18 protein-coding genes and 1 pseudogene are annotated in these 17,704 nt (G+C 71.7%); 11 read left to right on the top strand and 8 right to left on the bottom strand.

Features of this window, described 5'->3' with window-relative positions; all coding sequences use genetic code 11:
- The first annotated feature begins 50 nt into the window (after nt 1–50).
- Nucleotides 51–1,256 (top strand): methyltransferase domain-containing protein, encoded by a 1,206-nt coding sequence (locus ACZ6RC_RS26425; protein WP_469587631.1) that lies wholly within the window; start codon nt 51–53, stop codon nt 1,254–1,256.
- Nucleotides 1,249–1,491, top strand: coding sequence for a DUF6087 family protein (locus ACZ6RC_RS26420; RefSeq protein ID WP_469587629.1), 243 nt, complete (start codon nt 1,249–1,251; stop codon nt 1,489–1,491). Before ACZ6RC_RS26425 ends, ACZ6RC_RS26420 begins: the two co-directional genes overlap by 8 nt.
- Here ACZ6RC_RS26420 and ACZ6RC_RS26415 read toward each other — a convergent pair.
- Nucleotides 1,477–1,785 carry a hypothetical protein gene (locus ACZ6RC_RS26415; RefSeq protein ID WP_469587626.1) on the bottom strand — a complete coding sequence of 103 codons (309 nt, stop codon included), beginning with the start codon at nt 1,783–1,785 and terminating at the stop codon, nt 1,477–1,479. The two genes, ACZ6RC_RS26420 and ACZ6RC_RS26415, sit on opposite strands and share 15 nt — an antisense overlap.
- A 538-nt stretch (nt 1,786–2,323) precedes the next feature.
- On the opposite strand from ACZ6RC_RS26415, the gene ACZ6RC_RS26410 reads away from it, so the two are divergent.
- The 7 genes and pseudogenes from ACZ6RC_RS26410 (at nt 2,324) to ACZ6RC_RS26380 (ending at nt 8,246) form a co-directional block, all read left to right on the top strand.
- Complete coding sequence (locus tag ACZ6RC_RS26410; RefSeq protein WP_469587623.1) at nt 2,324–2,587, top strand: GntR family transcriptional regulator; 264 nt, start codon at nt 2,324–2,326, stop codon at nt 2,585–2,587.
- Nucleotides 2,588–2,643: 56 nt separating this feature from the next.
- A pseudogene (locus tag ACZ6RC_RS26405) lies at nt 2,644–2,712 on the top strand (nucleoside deaminase); the annotation flags it as partial.
- A gap of 108 nt (nt 2,713–2,820) precedes the next feature.
- Nucleotides 2,821–3,105 carry a GntR family transcriptional regulator gene (locus ACZ6RC_RS26400; RefSeq protein WP_453617544.1) on the top strand — a complete coding sequence of 95 codons (285 nt, stop codon included), beginning with the start codon at nt 2,821–2,823 and terminating at the stop codon, nt 3,103–3,105.
- Between the two features lie 30 nt (nt 3,106–3,135).
- Nucleotides 3,136–3,588: a nucleoside deaminase gene (locus ACZ6RC_RS26395; RefSeq protein WP_469587619.1), complete on the top strand. Its 453-nt coding sequence runs from the start codon at nt 3,136–3,138 to the stop codon at nt 3,586–3,588.
- A 149-nt stretch (nt 3,589–3,737) separates the two neighbouring features.
- Nucleotides 3,738–4,448: a flavodoxin family protein gene (locus tag ACZ6RC_RS26390; RefSeq protein ID WP_469587616.1), complete on the top strand. Its 711-nt coding sequence runs from the start codon at nt 3,738–3,740 to the stop codon at nt 4,446–4,448.
- Nucleotides 4,449–4,636: 188 nt separating this feature from the next.
- Nucleotides 4,637–6,700, top strand: coding sequence for a hypothetical protein (locus ACZ6RC_RS26385; RefSeq protein ID WP_469587613.1), 2,064 nt, complete (start codon nt 4,637–4,639; stop codon nt 6,698–6,700).
- A gap of 7 nt (nt 6,701–6,707) precedes the next feature.
- Entirely contained in the window at nt 6,708–8,246 is a 1,539-nt protein-coding gene (locus ACZ6RC_RS26380; RefSeq protein ID WP_391146008.1) for a hypothetical protein, read from the top strand.
- A 53-nt stretch (nt 8,247–8,299) separates the two neighbouring features.
- Here the strand turns inward: ACZ6RC_RS26380 and ccsB are convergent, their stop codons facing one another.
- The 7 genes from ccsB to hemL form a co-directional block, all read right to left on the bottom strand.
- On the bottom strand, nt 8,300–9,385 hold the full coding sequence (gene ccsB / locus ACZ6RC_RS26375) for a c-type cytochrome biogenesis protein CcsB (RefSeq protein WP_453617551.1): 1,086 nt from the start codon (nt 9,383–9,385) through the stop codon (nt 8,300–8,302).
- Nucleotides 9,382–11,103, bottom strand: coding sequence for a cytochrome c biogenesis protein ResB (resB, locus tag ACZ6RC_RS26370; protein ID WP_469587609.1), 1,722 nt, complete (start codon nt 11,101–11,103; stop codon nt 9,382–9,384). The genes ccsB and resB overlap by 4 nt, the downstream gene beginning before the upstream one ends.
- An 8-nt stretch (nt 11,104–11,111) precedes the next feature.
- Nucleotides 11,112–11,849: a cytochrome c biogenesis CcdA family protein gene (locus tag ACZ6RC_RS26365; protein ID WP_391146016.1), complete on the bottom strand. Its 738-nt coding sequence runs from the start codon at nt 11,847–11,849 to the stop codon at nt 11,112–11,114.
- A 4-nt stretch (nt 11,850–11,853) separates the two neighbouring features.
- The gene (locus tag ACZ6RC_RS26360; protein WP_391146018.1) at nt 11,854–12,459 is read right to left on the bottom strand and encodes a TlpA family protein disulfide reductase; all 606 of its coding nucleotides are present in this window, start codon (nt 12,457–12,459) and stop codon (nt 11,854–11,856) included.
- A gap of 177 nt (nt 12,460–12,636) precedes the next feature.
- Complete coding sequence (locus ACZ6RC_RS26355; protein ID WP_391146154.1) at nt 12,637–13,887, bottom strand: polysaccharide deacetylase family protein; 1,251 nt, start codon at nt 13,885–13,887, stop codon at nt 12,637–12,639.
- A 276-nt stretch (nt 13,888–14,163) separates the two neighbouring features.
- Complete coding sequence (locus tag ACZ6RC_RS26350; RefSeq protein WP_391146020.1) at nt 14,164–14,850, bottom strand: histidine phosphatase family protein; 687 nt, start codon at nt 14,848–14,850, stop codon at nt 14,164–14,166.
- On the bottom strand, nt 14,847–16,154 hold the full coding sequence (gene hemL / locus ACZ6RC_RS26345; RefSeq protein ID WP_469587603.1) for a glutamate-1-semialdehyde 2,1-aminomutase: 1,308 nt from the start codon (nt 16,152–16,154) through the stop codon (nt 14,847–14,849). Before hemL ends, ACZ6RC_RS26350 begins: the two co-directional genes overlap by 4 nt.
- Nucleotides 16,155–16,411: 257 nt before the next feature.
- Here hemL and ACZ6RC_RS26340 point away from each other — a divergent pair, with 257 nt between their 5' ends.
- A complete protein-coding gene (locus tag ACZ6RC_RS26340) occupies nt 16,412–17,050 on the top strand; it encodes a hypothetical protein (protein ID WP_391146026.1) in 639 nt (212 codons plus the stop codon).
- Between the two features lie 202 nt (nt 17,051–17,252).
- A complete protein-coding gene (locus tag ACZ6RC_RS26335; protein ID WP_391146157.1) occupies nt 17,253–17,696 on the top strand; it encodes a MerR family transcriptional regulator in 444 nt (147 codons plus the stop codon).
- Nucleotides 17,697–17,704 lie beyond the last annotated feature (8 nt).

The raw sequence follows: 17,704 nt of genomic DNA, 5'->3' as shown, positions 1-17,704 counted from the left end.
CCAACCCGGACACCAGCACGCCGGCCGGTGGCGGGAAGCACCGGTAACCCGTGACCTCGACAGCACGTCAGGAGCGCCCCGGCCGCACCGAGCTGGGGCGCCACCTCATCGCCTCCGGCGCCCTGCGGACGGACTGGGTGCCCACGTTCACCGCCGTCGACCGGGCCGCCTTCCTGCCCGCCGTGATGTGGCCGTTCACCCCGGCCGACCGTCCGCTACGACCCGGCGGCAACGCTTCGGCCGCCACCGTGGATCGCCGCACGGACCCGGCAGCCTGGTACGCATACGCCGACTCCGACCTGTCGATCGTCACGCAGTGGGATGACGGCGATCACCTGGGCCCCGATCCCGGCATCGTGCCGACGTCCTCAAGCTCCCAACCGACCACGGTCTACACACTCCTGCGCGAGCTGGGCCCCGACGACGGCATGCGCGTCCTGGACGCCGGCACCGGAACGGGTGAGACCGCCGGGCTTCTCGCCCACCGCTGCGGCGCCGCGAAGGTGACCACCGTCGATGTCGACCGGACCGTTTCAGCGGCTGCGCGGGAACGCCTTCGCCTGGCAGGGCTCTCTGCGGACGCCCACGTCGCCGACGCCCTGACGGGCCACCCCGCGGGTGCCCCGTACGACCGGCTGCTGTGCACCTTCGGAGTGCGTTCCATCCCCGGGGCCTGGTTGCGGCAGGTACGCCCCGGCGGCCGCATTGTCGTCCCGTACGGCACACACTTCGGCAACCGGGACGCCATCGTCCGCCTCGACGTCCGCGCCGACGGAACCGCCGCCGGTCCGTTCGTCGTGCCGGTGGAGTTCATGAAGGCGAGGGCACACCGCCTTGCATGGCCGGACCTCGGCGAGTACGTCCGCGCATGGCCCAGGCCGATCCGCACGGACGTACGGCCCGACCGGCTCACCGCCGCCGCGTTCGCCCTCAGTCACGCCGTGCCCGACGTCGCCCATGCCGCCCACACCGATCCCGAAGGTGCCCCGACCATCTGGTTCTGCTCCCTCACCGACCGCTCGTGGGCGGCGGCACGGTGGCCCGACGGCGACGGACCGGGCCAGGTGTACCAGCAGGGGCCACGGCAGCTCTGGGGTGCCATTGAGGACGCGCACGACTGGTGGGAGGAGCAAGGCTGTCCAGATCTCGACCGCTTCGGCCTCACGGTCACCGCACAGGGTGTTACACCTTGGCTGGACGCTCCGGGAAACCTCCTCCCCTGGGTGCGGGTGACGAAAGGGAGGCGCTGTGGGTGAGGAACCGCTTGAGGTGTGGGCCGCGCGTCGGGAGCGGAGGCGGGCGGGCGAGCTCCGGATCACGGGAACGCGCCGGGTCGTGCCCCTCGCGCCCGGAGCGCGCGCCGCGCACCTCGCCCCCGACGCGCCGCGGCTCCTCCTCGCACGCGACGAGACCGGCACGTGGGTGCCGGTCGGCGTCGCCGCGAACGCCGTCGAGGCCGCCGCCTTCCTGCACGACCTACAGCGTCCGTAGGGGCCCCGCCCCGGTCGGCGCGTGGCAAGGGCAGTCGCACGGGAGGTGGCGCACTCCCGGTACGTCCGTCTCGCGCGGCACGCCGTCCCGGCAGCGGTCGTGGCGGCCGACGACGCAGCGCGGGGAGCGGAACTCCGGCTCGGGATCAGCCGCGAGGGCCCGGGTCGTAAGGGACGCGTTCAGCGCCCACCAGCCGTCGCCCGCGCGGTCGCGGTGCTGGCCGTCGTGTCCCGCGTCGAGGACGCAGACCGCACCGGCCCACACCGGCCGCACCACCTCCCCCACCGCGAACACGGACCGCCGGATACCGCAGCGGCTCGTCCGGCGCTGCCGGCGTGGATGTTCCGCTGGTCGACGTCCACACCGACCGTGGCCAGCCACAACGCCCGTCGGCGCCTGCGCTGCGCGCGTGCGGCGGCCCCCGGCAGGTACGGGCGCTCCAGCGGCGACCGTGCGCCGTCGAGGAGCGTCGCCTGCTCCCGGGCGTAGGGAGAGCGGCGGGCGGGGGCGGCGCGATGGCGTGGTGCCGGAGGGGGCGGCAGCGCGGCGGCGCGGAGAAGGGGGCGAGGGCGAGGGCGGTGCTTGCCGGTGGGGGGCAGCGCCAGCATGAGCAGCCAGAGGACGACCGGGATCCAGGCCCGGCCCAGCACGCGCGCGATAGGGTTCCGCACGTCATCAACTCCTGTGTCAGTTGGTGGCCATGCCCCGGGACCGTTCCAGCGGTCGCCGGGGTCTTGCGTCCGCCCAACGTAGACCGTGATGCACAGTGATGCATCACTGTGCATCTAGAGCCACCCCATCGTGTATTTGTACGACTATCTACTGTGGAACGATGAGCCTTGATCCGCAGTCGGCACGCCCGCTCTACACGCAGCTGGCCGATGTGATCGCCGCGAAGATCGCCTCCGGGGAATTCGCCCCGGACCGGATGATCCCCACGCCCGTCCGCCTCTCCGAGGAGTACGGCATCGCCGTACTGACCGCCCGACGCGCGATGCGGGAGCTGCGCGAACGCGGACTGATCGTCACCGTGCCGGGCAAGGGCTCCTACGTCCTGCCCACCCCTGGAAAAAACCACTCCTCCGCCGACGGGTGACACCCCCACCCCACCGGAAAAGATCCCCCGTGGACCTGGAACTCGCACGGCAAACCGACGGAACGCTGCTCGGGCGTGGGCGCAACCGGCGGGTGCAGGACGGGGACCCCTCCGCGCACGGGGAAGGGGGCGGGGCCTGCCGGAGCGGAGCAACGCCAGCATGCGCAGCCAATGCATAGCTCTGCATAGCTCGCCAGTGGTTCGCACAGGTCTTCGATGCTTACGTTGGTCGGGTGACCGACCGCAGCCAGATCCCCGAGTTCGACCCGCAGGGCCCGCAGCTGGTCTACGTCGCGGTGGCCGACCACCTCGCCGCCCGCATCGCGGCCGGGGAGCTGACCCCCGGCGCACGCCTGCCCGCCGAGCGGGACCTCGCCGAGGAGTACGGCGTCGCGTACCTGACCGTGCGTCGCGCGGCGCGGGTCCTGCGTGAGCGGGGCCTGATCCTGACCGTCCACGGCAAGGGCACGTTCGTCGCCGATCCGCTCCCGACGGACGAGGGTCCGCAACCGGTGTGACACCCCCACCCCACCGGGAAAGACTCCCCCGTGGACCTGGAACTCGCACGGCACTGGCTCGGCACCGCCCTCGGTGAGGCGCGGGCCGGGCGGGGCGAGGGCGGGGTTCCCATCGGGGCCGCGCTCTACGGCGCCGACGGGACGCTGCTCGGGCGTGGGCACAACCGGCGGGTGCAGGACGGGGACCCCTCCGCGCACGGGGAGACCGCCGCCTTCCGGGCGGCCGGCCGGCAGCGTTCGTACCGGGGGACGACGATGGTGACGACCCTCTCCCCCTGCTGGTACTGCTCCGGGCTCGTCCGGCAGTTCGGGATCTCCCGGGTGGTCGTCGGTGAGGCCCGGACCTTCCACGGTGGTCACGAGTGGCTGGAGGAGCACGGGGTCGAGGTCCTCGTGCTCGACGATCCGGAGTGCGTCGCTCTCATGCGGGAGTTCGTCGCCGCCCGTCCGGAGCTGTGGAACGAGGACATCGGCCACGAGTGAGACGCGCCGTCCGGCACCGGCCCGGATCCGCCCGTCCGGCGGAATAGCCCTGGCCACAGGGAGGTTGGAAGCGTGGCACCCACCGATTCCCCCGGTGGCGGCCGGGCGACCAGCCCGCCGGCGGCCGGGGGTCCGAGCCCGGAGCGGACATGACCACGGACACGCCTGCCACAGCAACGATCTCCGTCACGACCGGCGCGAAGCCCACGACCGACGCGCCGCGGCCCACCACCACGCCCGTCCCGACCGGCGCCCCGTCCGCCGCGCCGGGCCGCTCGTTCCTCTTCGTCCTCGGCAGCTCACGCTCCGACGGCAACACCGAGATCCTCGCCCGCGCCGCCGCCGCGCATCTGCCCCCCGGCACCCCGCAGCGCTGGGTGGACCTGAACCGGCTGTCGCTCCCCGACTTCCAGGACGGGCGGCACGAGACCACCGGGTGGCCCTCCGAGGGGGACGAGGAGCTGCTGAGGCAGGCCACGCTGGAGGCCACCGACATCGTCATCGCCTCGCCCCTGTACTGGTACACCGTCTCCGCGCAGACCAAGCGCTACCTCGACTACTGGTCGGGCTGGCTGAACGTGCCCGGCTCGGACTTCGCGGAGCGGATGGCGGGCCGGACCCTGTGGGGTGTGACGGCCATGGCGCACGACGAGCACGTCGTCACCGACGGCCTGACGACCACCCTGCGCTTCTCGGCGGCCTACCTGCGGATGCGCTTCGGCGGAGTCCTGGCCGGAACCGGCTCCCGCCCCGGCCGGGTGCGCGCCGACGAGGAGGCGATGCTCCGCGCCGAGACCTTCTTCCAGAGCGAGACCCCCCTCGCCCTCTTCCCGTACGAGCGGGAGACCGCCGGAGTCTGACCCCCGCCCCCACCCGTCCCGCTTCCCCCACGGCGTCCCGCCCGACACCCCGTGGAGAGCGACACGTTCGCCACAGGACGACAACACCCGCACAACAGTGTCGAAAAGCCTGACGCTTTGCCAACAACCTGTCGATACCCTGGACTTGGGATGTGACGGGGCACGTCTGGTGGGGATGCGGGGGCGCGGTGGACAGAGAGCTGTACGGCAGGGAAGCGGTTCTGCACCCGGCCGGGCTGGCGGCCCGGCTGACCGGGCTGGCGCCCGAGACCTTCGAGCGGGTCGCCTACGAACACGGCGACGACCCGCCGGTCACCGTCTTCACCGGCAGCCGGGGCATGGGCAAGACGGCCCTGCTCAAACAGGTGCGCAACGCCTACCGGGGAGCGACACCGCTCGCCCTCCTGGACTGCGCGCACATCGACCGCCCCGCCGACCACGGCCCCGGCTGGAACCCGCTGACCGGGGCCCTCGCCGAGCTGGCCGTACAGCTGGCGCCAAGGGTGCACGCCGCCAGGCCCGTGCAGTTCCCGCGCCTCTCGCTCGGCCTGGTCGCCGTCGCCTCCATCAGCTGGTCGCAGGAGGACGACGAGCGGGCCCGGCGCGATCTGCAGCGGCTCGGCCCGGTCCTGGCGACCGTCGACGCCGCCAAGGGCACCGCGTCCACCTGGGTCAGCAAGGTCCTCACCAAGCTCGCCGCCAACTTCGCCGAGGCGACCGCGCCGATGGCCGGCCTCCTCGCCGAGGCGACCGTCGAGACCGTCCTGGAAGAGGTCTTCGGCCGCTTCCAGCAGAAGTCCGAGAGCTGGTACGGCAGTTACCGCAACGCCGGCGGACGGGGCAAGGCCGGGCTCCAGCAGCTCGCCGTCGACTTCGAACAGGGCGGCCGGCGCCGCGGCGAGGCCGAGGACTTCCTCGTCGGCGCCCTCATCGAGGACCTGTGCCGCGCCTACACCGGCCTCACCCGCCTCGGCACCCGCCGCGGCCGGCCCGTCCTCCTCCTCGACAACGCGCACGAGCCACTCGGCCGCCGCCTGGTCGAACCGATTCTGCGCGCCCGCGCCGCCGGCCGCAGGGACCACGTCGTGGTCATCGCCGCCTCCCGGGTCCGCGACCACGAGGGCGTCCGGCACGCCACCCGCGTGCGGCTCCCCGAGACCGCCCACCGCGCGCCCTGCCTGCGCGGCACGGACGTCACCTCGGGCATCCTCGCCGTCGAGCTGACCCCGCTGAGCGCCGCCCAGACACAGAGCGCCTTCGACCGCTTCGACCCGGCCGGCCGGACGCCCGCCGAACTGGCCCGGGGCGTCCACCGGCTGACCGGCGGCCGGCCCCTCGGCGTGGCCCTGCTCGGCCGCGCGGCCGGCGAGGCACCCGCCCGGCTGGCGTCCTCGCTGACCCCGGGCGCCCTGCTCGACCTCACCGTGGAACTGCGCGAGGACGCCCCTCCGGTGCCGGTCGCCCCCACCCTCCTCGCCGAGCTGCTGCCCGGCCGCAACCTCGGCCCCTTCTCCGTCCTCGCCGCCGCCCACGACGAGGAGTCGGCGCGGCTCCTGGCCCGGACCCGGCTGCGCGGCGAGTCCCTCGACGGGGACATGGCGCTGCGCGTGCGCGACCGGCTGCGCGCCGAGGACTGGCCGGAGAGCCCCGACCACTTCGTCGCCGATCCGCTGCTGCGGGCGCTGCTGCTGCACCGGCTGCGCTTCCACGACGCCGACCACCCCGCCTACGCCGCGTGGCGGGCGGTCCACGAGACGCTGCACCGGCACTACGGCCCCGAACCGGACCCGTACCGGCTGCACCAGGAGCTGGCGCTCGGCCGCACCGAGGAGGCCGTGGCCCATCTGCGCTCCACCTTCCCCGAGCCGGACGTGGTGGGCTGGCTGGGGCGCCTGCGGTTCATCGCCTCGGCGCCGTACCCGCGCGAGCAGCACCACGCCGGACCCGATCCGCGCCGCGCGATCGCCCTCGGCCAGGAGCCGGCCGAGCGGCTGCCCGCGGGGCTCGACGACGAGCGCACCGAACTCCACCTCTGCGTCCGGCGGTTGCTGCACGCCGCCTGGCTGCTGACCGACCCGCTCGCCCTGCCCGACGACGAGGTGACCGACAAGCTGGCGCACGAGCTGCGCCAGCTCTCCGGGCGCCACCGCACGGGCAACAGACCGCTGTGGGACGCGGCCACCCACTGGCCGCGAGACATCCGTGCCTGGCGGAGCCTTTCGCTCCCGCCGGGCGCGGAGAACGGAGGCTGAGGTTCCCATGGCCAACCGGCTGCGCTACCGCGTCTTCTACACCACCCGTCAGAAGCTCCTCACCTCGCTGGTCGCCCTCGCGGTCGTCGGCGCCCTCATCGGGTACGCCGTGAACCGCGTGACCACCCCGGAGGACCGTTCCTGCGCCCCGGGCGTCGAACGGCCCGCGGGCAGTACCGAGTGCATCGGCGTCAACGGCTCCGGATACGACTTCGGCGTCCCCTCCCTGACGGACGTGGCTCGCGCCGTCAGCCGGGAGAACGCCACCCTCAAGGAGGGCGAGTACGCCACGGTCGCCCTGCTCCTGCCGCTGACGTCCACCGACACCGGGATGCGGGTGAAGGTCCGGCACGAGGTGCTGGGCGCCCTCGCCCGGCAGTACCGCGCCAACCACGAGTCCAACAGCGAGACGCCCAAGATCCGTCTCGTCCTCGCCAACACCGGCAAGGGCAACGCCCACTGGAGCACCACCGTGGAGCGGCTGAAGACGATGACGGCCGCCCCGGACCGGCTGCGCGCCGTCTCCGGCGTCGCCACCAGCTCCACCGAGGTACGGCTGGCGGTGGGCGCCCTGACAAGCGCCGGGATCGCCGTCGTCGGCACCACCATCACCGCCGACGACATCGCCAACGGACCCGGCCCGGGCAACAACCGCTACCCCGGCCTCGCCAGGGTCTCCCCCACCAACGGCGACGAGGCGAAGGCGCTGGCCCACTTCGGCCGGGTGGAGGCGTCGAAGGCCCTGCTCGTCCAGGACACCCGGACCGGCGACCACTACACCGACACGCTCAAGGCGGCGTTCACGGCCTCGCTCAAGGGCGCGCCGTACGAGCCGCAGCTCTTCACCTCCCCGGCCGACCCGACGGAGGAGGGCACGACGGCGAACACCTTCCGGCAGATCACCCACCTCATCTGCGACACGCGGGCGGAGACCGTCTTCTTCGCGGGCCGCCACACCCAGCTGCGGCAGTTCATCAACGCGCTGGGGGCCCGGGGCTGCGCCGAACGCGCCTTCACCGTCCTGACCGGCGACGAGGGCTCCTACCTCGGCGCCGACGTCCGTCTGAACAAGGCCGCGCTGAAGGCGAAGCTGACCGTCCGCTACGCCGCGCTCGCCCACCCGGACGCCTGGAAGCCGGCGGCGGGCCGGCCGGTGCCCCGGACGGGCGGCGGGACGGCGGCGTACGGGACGTTCCTCGCGGACCTCGCCCGGGTGTCGAAGACGCCGGTGCCGCTCGCCGACGGGCAGGCGATCGTCTCGTACGACGCGATGGCGACGGCGGTCCACGCGATCCGGCAGGCGACCCCGCAGGGCAGGCAGTACCCGGCCCTGGCGGACGTGGTCACCCAGTGGCCCCAGGTGAAGGGGTCCCTCCGGGTCGAGGGCGCGAGCGGCTGGATCTGCCTGGACAACTTCGGCAACCCGTTCAACAAGGCGGTCCCGATCGTCGAACTCGCCCCGGACGGCACCCAGAGGTTCGTCCAGATCGCCTGGCCGGAGGGCCGCCCGCCGACGGACGACTGCCTTCCGCCGCGCAGGGGATGACCGTCCGCGCGCATGAGTGAGGGCCCGCCCGGCGGGCGGGCCCTCGGCTCGGCTCAGACTCCGGCGTACGAGTGCTTGCTGCTCACGAAGATGTTGACGCCGTAGTAGTTGAAGAGGAAGCAGCCGAAGGCGATCAGCGCGATGTACGCGGCCTTGCGGCCCTTCCAGCCCGCCGTCGCGCGCGCGTGGAGGTACGCCGCGTAGCCGACCCAGGTGATGAAGGACCAGACCTCCTTGGCGTCCCAGCCCCAATACCGGCCCCACGCGTCACCGGCCCAGATCGCGCCCGCGATGATCGTGAAGGTCCACAGCGGGAAGATCGCCGCGTTGACCCGGTAGGAGAACTTGTCCAGGGAGGCCGCCGACGGCAGCCGCTCCATCACGGACCGGGCGAAGGCGCCCGGCTTGCCGCCGGTCACGAGCTTGTTCTCGTAGGAGTCGCGGAAGAGGTAGAGCAGGGTGGCGACCGCGCCGAGGTAGAAGACGGCGCCGCAGAAAATGGCGGTGGAGACGTGGATCCACAGCCAGTAGGAGTCGAGTGCCGGGACGAGCTGGTCGCTGTCGGTGTACAGCCAGGTGGTGGCCAGGCCCAGGTCGAGCAGGACCGTCGTCACCAGCGGCAGACCGATCCACCGGACGTTCTTCTTCGCGACCAGGAAGCCGAGGTACGCGCCGACCGCCACCGTGGAGAAGGTGGTGGAGAACTCGTACATGTTGCCCCAGGGGGCGCGCTGCACGGCGAGGGCGCGGGAGACCACGCCCGCCGCCTCGACCAGGAACGCGAGGACGGTCAGCGAGACGGCGATACGGCCGTACAGATCGCCCTTGACGGTGCCTCCGGCCGCGCCGGGGCCGTCGGGGACGTCACGGGCGCCGGAGGCGGAGCGGGTGACGACCGTCGGCTTGTCCAGGACGGCGGTGGATCCGGCCGCGCCGCGCACGGTGACCGCCGGGGCGGCGGTGGTCGCCGCCGCGGGCCGGGTCAGCGCGGCGGCCGTCCGGCCCACCTTGCTGCGGCTGCCGAACACCCACTCGGCGATGTGGGCCAGGAAGGCCAGGGTGTAGACGGCCATCGAGGAGTAGATGAGCGTGTTGCTCATCTGCGCCAGGCTCTCGTTGGTCTCGGCGGCGAGCATCACTTGGTCTCAGCCCCTTCGGCAGGTACGTCGGCAGGTTCTTCCGCGGGTTCTTCCGTGCGCGCCCCAAGGTCGCCGTCCGGCGCGGCGGGGGCGGTCGGCGCCTGGGCGTGCAGGGTGGCGGCGAGGTCGGCCAGCTCCTCGGGGAGCTTCGCGGACTCGCTCCGGCCGAGGCCCGCCATCTCGACGACGGTGACGCCGTCCTTCCCCCGGACGGCTCGGACCCAGACCCGGCGGCGCTGGATGAACAGCGACCCGGAGAGTCCGGCGATCGCGGCGATCGCGCCCGCGAGGGCGAGGCCGTTGCCGGGCTGCTGGGAGACCTGGAAGCTCGCCCACTCCTTGATCTCCTTCTCGAAGGTGATCGAGCCGGCGCCGTCGGGCAGCGTCATGGTCTCGCCCGGCAGCATGCGCTGCGCGAGCTTGTTGCCGTGCGGGTCCTTGAACTGGGTCATCTTGGACTTGTCGAGCTGGTACACGTTCTGCGGCAGCCCGGAGTTCACGCGCAGATCGCCGTGGAAGCCGGTGAGCGCCATGACCGGGAAGTCCAGCGCGGGGAACTGCGAGAACATGTCGCCCTTGCCGGCGCCCGCGAAGGTCGGCACGAAGAAGGCCTGGAAGCCCAGCTGCTCCTTCTTGCCGTTCTTGTCGCGGTAGCCGTCCATCACCTTGATCGCGCCGGTGGAGGTGATGTTGTTGTCGAACGGCAGCAGCGGGACGGCGCCGTGGAAGACGACCTTGCCCCGGCCGTCCTTGACGGTGACGACGGGCGCGTAGCCGTGGGAGATCAGATAGACCTTCGAGCCGCCGACCTCCAGCGGCTCGTTGACCCGGATGACCGCCTTCTTGTCCGGGCCGCCGGCCTCCGCGTAGGTGACGGCCGCCTCGAAGGTGCGCGGGGTGCCGCGCTGCGGGCCGTTCTTCTCGTACGTACCGGTGAAGCGGTCCAGCTGGAAGCCGAACGGCGCCAGTTCGTCGGTGTCGTAGAGGGAGCCGCGCTTGAAGTCGTCGTACTGCGTGAGCGTGTTGGAGAAGCCGTCGCCCTCGACGATGAGCTTGCCGCCCTCGGACTTGAACAGCTGGCCCCAGGCGAAGGCGACGAGCATCACGATCAGCGCGATGTGGAAGAGGAGGTTCCCGGTCTCGCGCAGATAGCCCTTCTCGGCGGCGACGGCGTCCCCGGCGGTGTGGGCGCGGAACCGGCGTCCCTTCAGCATCGAGAGGGCCGCCTCGCGGACCTGTTCGGGCTCGGCCTCCGTCCGCCACGTCGTGTACGCGGGCAGCCGGTCGAGGCGCTTGGGCGCGCGCGGCGGGCGGCCGCGGAGCTGGCCGACGAACTGCCAGGTGCGGGGCACGATGCAGCCGATGAGGGAGACGAACAGCAGTATGTAGATCGCCGAGAACCACACCGAGCTGTAGACGTCGAAGAACTGCAGCTTCTCGTAGACCGGCGCCAGGGTCGGGTGGGCCTCCTTGAAGGTCCGCACCTTCAGCTCGTCCGCGCTGTTCTGCGGGATGAGGGAGCCGGGGACGGCGCCGAGGGAGAGCAGGAAGAGCAGGATCAGCGCGACCCGCATGGACGTCAGCTGCCGCCAGAACCAGCGGATCCAGCCGACCACCCCGAGGGCGGGGCCGCCGACGGCGGTCTCCTCCCTGGGGGCGGTGGAGAGCTGCGCTCCGGCCTCGCCGAGATCGTGTGTTTCGGTTTCGGTCTTGCTCATCGGAACTCTCAGATCCCCACCGTGAAGCCGTTGGACCAGCCCTGCATCGTGGACACCATGCTGTCCCACACGCCTGTGAGCATGAGCAGCCCGGTCAGGATCATCATGCCGCCGCCGATCCTCATCACCCACGCGTAGTGCTTCTTGACCCACCCGAACGCCCCGAGCGCCTTGCGGAAGGCGACCGCCGCCAGGATGAAGGGCAGGCCGAGACCCACGCAGTACGCGAAGGTCAGCAGCGCCCCGCGGCCGGCGCTGGCCTGCTCGGTCGCGAGCGCGTTGACGGCGGCGAGCGTCGGGCCGATGCAGGGCGCCCAGCCGATGCCGAAGAGCGCGCCGAGCAGCGGCGCGCCGACCAGGCCCGCGGCGGGCTTCCGGTGGATGCGGAACTCTCGCTGGGTCGCCCACGGCATCAGACCCATGAAGAAGACGCCCATGAGGATCATGAGGACGCCGAGGACCTTGCCGAGGACGTCCCGGTGCTCCTGGAGGGTCCAGCCGAAGTAGCCGAAGAGCGCGCCGCCGGAGACGAAGACGGCGGAGAAGCCGAGGACGAAGAGGGAGGCGCCCAGGGCCATCCGGCCGCGCCGGGCCTCGGCCAGGTCGGTGCCGGTGACGCCGGTCACGTACGAGAGGTAGCCCGGCACGAGAGGCAGGACGCAGGGCGAGAAGAAGGAGACCAGGCCGCCGAGCACGGCGATGGGCAGAGCCAGCAGCAGGGCTCCGCTGAAGACCGTCTCGTTCACCGGATCACTTCTCCGCGAGAAGCGGCTCGATCATCGAGCGCAGCTTCTTCTCGTCGAGTGCCATGAGCGAGCGGGCGGCGATCTTGCCGTCCTTGTCGAGCACGACGGTGGACGGAATGGCCTGCGGGTTCAGCGTGCCCTTGGGGAACCCGCCGAGGATCAGCTTGCCGGAGGGGTCGTAGAGGCTCGGGTACGGAACCTCGTAGTCCTCCTCGAAGGTGATCGCCTGCTGCTTGTTGAAGTCACGGGTGTTCAGGCCGACGAACTCCACGCCCTTGGGCTTGAGGTCGTTGGCGACCTTCGTGAAGTGGGACGCCTCGGCGCGGCAGGGGCCGCACCACGAGCCCCAGACGTTGAGCACCACGACCTTGCCCTTGAGGTCGGCGACGTCGAGCCGCTCGCCCTCGATCGTCTCGCCGGCGATCGTGTGGGGGGCCGTGCGCTCGCCCTTGGCGACGGTGGAGATACCGCCCGTGTTGGTGACGAAGTTGGTGTCACCGCCGCCACCGGAGGTGCCGTTGGTGGACGAGCCGCAGGCCGACAGAGCGAGGGCGGCCGACAGCGTTCCGACGGCGAGCAGGGTGCGTCGAGGGGCACGGTCAAGGCTCATGTGAAAAGTTTCGCATGGACGTTTGGGAGATCTTGGGCGCCCCCCTACGTGCCCGGAAAGCCGCTTGTCAAGGTTGCCTAAACACCCGGCCGGGACGGGAGGGGGGCCGGGTGGGGGCCCGCTGGGAGTCGGGTGGGGGCCGGCCGGGAGCCGTCGGGCGGGGCCCTGGCCTGGGTGTCAGGCGGGGCGGAGGAAGGTGTTCCAGCCGCCCGCCGGCGCCTGTCCGACCTCCAGCGTCCGGAGCTTGGCGAGGATCTTGGGGTCCTGCACGTCCAGCCAGTCCGTGAACTGCCGGAAGGAGACCAGCCGGACATCCTTCTTCCCCGCCATCCCCTTGAGCGCCTCTTCGACGGCATCCATGTAGATGCCGCCGTTCCACTGCTCGAAGTGGTTGCCGATGAAGAACGGCGCCCGGTTGGACTCGTACGCCCGCTTGAACCCGGCGAGGTAGGCCCCGGCGGCCTGCTTGCGCCAGCCCGGGTAGCGCGAGGGCATGCCCTTGGTGGAGTTCTTCGACTGGTTGGCCAGCATGTTGTAGTCCATGGAGAGGACCTCGAAGGAGTGGCCGGGGAACGGCACGGCCTGAAGCGGAAGGTCCCAGACGCCCTGCCGCTTGGCCGGCCACATCTGGCGGCCGCCGGGCGAGCTGGCGTCGTACCGCCAGCCGAGGCGCTTGGCGGTGGGCAGCAGCTTGTCCTGGCCGAGGAGGCAGGGGGTGCGGCCGCCGACGAGCTCCTTGGAGTAGTCGAAGGGCAGCGGGTCGAGGTCGGTCCAGCCGCTGTTCGTCTTCCACTCGGTGACGAACTTCATCGCCTGGTCGATCTCGTTCTGCCACTGCGCCGGGGTCCAGTTGCCGACGGAGCCGGAGCCGCCGCAGAAGTGGCCGTTGAAGTGCGTGCCTATCTCGTGCCCGTCGAGCCACGCCTGGCGGACGTGCTTGAGGGTGTCCTTGATGTGGTCGTCCGTGAGATAGCCGATGTCGGAGGCGCCGACGCGGTTGTTCGGGGGGCGGTAGAGGTGCTTCTTCGACTCGGGCAGGAGGTAGATCCCGGAGAGGAAGAAGGTCATCGCCGCGTCGTGGTTCTTCGCGAGTTCGAGGAAGCGCGGGAAGAGCCCGTTGCCGACCTCGCCCGCGCCGTCCCAGGAGAAGATCACGAACTGCGGCGGGGTCTGGCCGGGCTGGAGGGGCACCGGGGCGTCGGGCTGGTGCGGCTGCTTGCCGGTGTCGGCGGTGGAACCGTCACCGATGAGCTTGACGTCGTCCTCGGTCGGGGCGGGGCTGCTCGGTCCGCCCGATGCGTCGCCCCCCTTACCGGGAGCAGAACCTCCGCTTTTGTCCGGATTGTTGGTGCTGCACCCGGCGATCCCGATCGCCGCGGCGGTCCCTACGCCCGCCCCCAGAAGTCCCCTTCGAGTGATCCCGCGCATGTCGTTCCCCATTCGCGCCTACGTATGACCCGAAGGTCATCCAAACCGACAATCAGTGAGATGCCGGGAGGAACGCGAAGGTTCCGGTTATTCGCACAAAAATTTCAGGGCGACCGGATGACGTCCTGTCATCCGATCGCCCTGGGGGGTGTACCCACCGCACGAAACTCGAACACACTCGCGCCGATGGCGCGGATCACCGAGGCGACGAAGCCCGAGGCGGCCGGGTCGCGCGCCTGGGAGCCGTAAGTCCGAGGCGGCGGCCGGGTCGCGCGCCTACGCGCCGAACGCCTTCGACTTCCCCTTCACCGGCTTCGCGCCCGCGAGCAGATGCGGCGGTACGAGATCCCGGGCCGGCTCGCTGTACCCGACCGACACGATCCGGTCGCCCTGGTACGTGAACGAGGTCAGCGAGGCGAGCGTGCACTGCCGCCGCCGCGGGTCGTGCCACAGCCGCCGCTTCTCCACGAAGCTGCGCACGATCCAGATCGGCAGCTGGTGGCTCACGCAGACCGCCTCGTGCCCCCGGGCCGCGTCCTTCGCCGCGTCCAGCGCGCCCATCATCCGGACGACCTGCTCGACGTACGGCTCGCCCCAGGACGGCTTGAACGGGTTGGTGAGGTGCTTCCAGTTGCCGGGCTTGCGCAGCGCGCCGTCTCCGACGCCGAAGGTCTTGCCCTCGAAGACGTTCCCCGCCTCGACCAGCCGGTCGTCCGTGGCGAGGTCCAGGCCGTGGCTCTTGGCCACCGGCTGGGCCGTCTCCTGGGCGCGCTCCAGCGGCGAGGCGACAACGTGGGTGACGTCCCGCCCGGCCAGGTGGTCGGCGACCCGGTCGGCCATCCGCCGCCCCAGCTCGGACAGGTGGTAGCCGGCGCGGCGGCCGTAGAGGATGCCGTCGGGGTTGTGGACCTCGCCGTGCCGCACCAGGTGGACGACGGTGATGTCACTCGCGGAGCCGGTCATGCGGTGGCCTCCGCGGCGGCGCGGGCGGCGGCGGGCAGCGCGGCGGCGATCCGCTCGACCGCGCGCTCGTCGTGGGCCGTCGAGACGAACCACGACTCGAAGGCGGACGGCGGGAGGTACACCCCGTCGGCCAGCATCGAGTGGAAGAACGCGTTGAAGCGGAACGCCTCCTGCGTCTTCGCGTCGTCGTAGTTCCGCACCTCGTCCGCGGTGAAGAAGACGGAGAACATGTTGGAGGCCGTCTGCAGCCGGTGCGCCACGCCCTCCTTGGAGAGCGCGTCGGTGACCAGGTTCTGGATCTCCTTCGACACCGCGTCGACCGTGTCGTACGCGGCCTGGTCGAGCAGCCGGAGCTGCGCGAGCCCGGCGGCGGTCGCGATCGGGTTACCGGAGAGCGTGCCGGCCTGGTAGACCGGACCGGCCGGGGCGAGGTGGCCCATCACGTCGGCGCGGCCGCCGAAGGCCGCGGCCGGGAAGCCGCCGCCCATGACCTTGCCGAAGGTCATCAGGTCGGGCGCGACGCCGTCCACGCCGTACCAGCCGGCGCGGGAGGTCCGGAAGCCCGTCATGACCTCGTCGGAGATGTACAGGGCGCCGTTGTCGGCGCACAGCCCCTTCAGGCCGGCGTTGAACCCGTCCGCCGGCGGGACGACGCCCATGTTGCCGGGCGAAGCCTCGGTGATGACGCAGGCGATCTCGCCCGGGTGCGCGGCGAACGCGGCCCGGACCGCCTCCAGGTCGTTGTACGGCAGGACGATGGTGTCCCCGGCCTGGGCTCCCGTCACGCCGGGCGTGTCGGGCAGGCCGAAGGTGGCGACGCCGGAACCGGCGGCGGCGAGCAGCGCGTCGACGTGACCGTGGTAACAGCCGGCGAACTTCACGACCTTCGCCCGGCCGGTGAAGCCGCGGGCGAGCCGGATCGCCGACATCGTCGCCTCCGTACCGGAGGAGACCAGCCGGACCTGTTCGACCGGCTCGATCCGGGCGACGATCTCCTCGGCGAGCGCGACCTCGCCCTCCCCCGGCGTACCGAAGGAGGTGCCGCGGGCGACGGCGGCCTGCACCGCCGCGATCACCTCGGGGTGGGAATGGCCGAGGATCATCGGCCCCCACGAGCAGACGAGGTCGACGTACTCCCGACCGTCCGCGTCGGTGAGGTACGGACCCGTACCGGACACCATGAACCGGGGCGTTCCACCCACGGCCCGGAAGGCGCGCACCGGTGAGTTCACGCCGCCGGGCGTCACAAGGGAGGCGCGGTCGAAAAGCGTCTGTGAGACTGGGGCTTCGTATGAATACGGCACTGTGGTCCTGACCTGCGAGTACGGCTGCGAGTACGGAGGGAAGGCGTGGGCTCCCTGTGTGCTACGCCGAGGCGTCGCTCCTCCGGGTCTGCGAAACTGGGGCGTCATAGGGATGGCTCACGGAATCCATGGTGTCAGAGCGTCGGACGTTCTTGCGGACAGGTGTTTCACCGCGAGAGCGTGGGGGAGGTCACTGACACGATGATCGGGTTGCGCGGCGGGGGTCGTGCTGCCTAAAAAAGCAGTCGGGTGGAGATATGCATCGCGGTGGCGGACTGGGCGAGGGGACCGACGACCTGGGTCCCGAGCCTGCCCGGCGGGGGAGGCACCGGCGACGGCGTACGGAGGAGACCGCCGAATCCACGGGGCCGACCGGGTCGGCAGGATCCATGGGGCCGCTGGGGCCGACGGGATCGACGAGTTCCACAGGATCGATGTCAGGGAGCGGGAGTGGCCGGTTGGGGGTGACGTACAAGTACTTCGGCGCACCCGACGGCGCCACGGCGGCCCGCGTCCCGATCTCGATGCGCCCCGAGGAGCTCGGCGGCGACGAGCTGGGCATGGGCGGCATGTTCACGAAGATCAAGCCCGAGACCATAGCCGCCATGGTCCTCACGGGCATCCAGGGCATGCCCCTGCACAAGGTGCCCCCGCTGGAACTGGTCGTCCTGCACCCCGACTACGCCGTGGTGAAGCTGCCCATGACCGTGGTCGACCCGCTGCGCGGCATCGGCGAGGAATCGGTCGGCGCGGCCGCCTTCATCTGGTCCACCGTCCCCGACCGCGGCGGCCCGCGCGACGCCTTCAACGTCTACCAGCTGCTGCACGAGTGGCAGGACTTCTCCCACCGGCTGCACGAGGCGGGACACCAGCCGTACTGCCTGGTCTGGCCCTGACCGAAGGCCCGACCCCCCGCCACTCCCAGCCGGGGCCGCCCCGTACCGGACGCCTCGCACGCGCAAGCGCCCCGCACACGCAGGCGTTGCGTCGCACTTCGCGGTCACATAAGTGATGAAGTGAGACAAAACGGTTTGCGGTGCGCGGAGTCGTGTCCGGTGGCGCGCGCCCGCGCGAGGAAGGACGGACGACGTGAGCGGTATGCGCGGTGTGCGCGTGGCGGACGAGCCCATGCAGATCGGAGAGGTCGCCGCACGGACGGATCTCTCCCTGCGGGCCATCCGCCAGTACGAGGACAGCGGCCTGGTGGTCCCCTCGGCCGCTTCGCAGGGCGGCTTCCCGCTCTACACCGAAGACGACGTGGACCGGCTCCTGGTGATCCGCCGGATGAAGCCGCTCGGCTTCACCCTGGAGGAGACCCGCGAACTGCTGCAGGCCATGGACCGGCTCACCGCGGACCGCCCCGGGACCGACGGTGAGCTCTCCCCCGAGGACCGGTCCGTGCTGGTCACGCGGGTCCGCCGCTACGAACGCGCCGCCACCGAGCGCGTCGCCGAACTCCGCGCCCAGCTCTCCCACGTCGAGGAGTTCGCCGGCTCCCTCCGCTCCCGCCTCGCGGCGACCGCGGCGGACGCCACGGCGTGAGCGAGGGA

It is taken from the genome of Streptomyces sp. NPDC048353 (assembly GCF_055587165.1).
The sequence above is the reverse complement of the archived record's forward strand: the minus strand, read 5'-3'. Positions and strand labels throughout refer to the sequence as shown.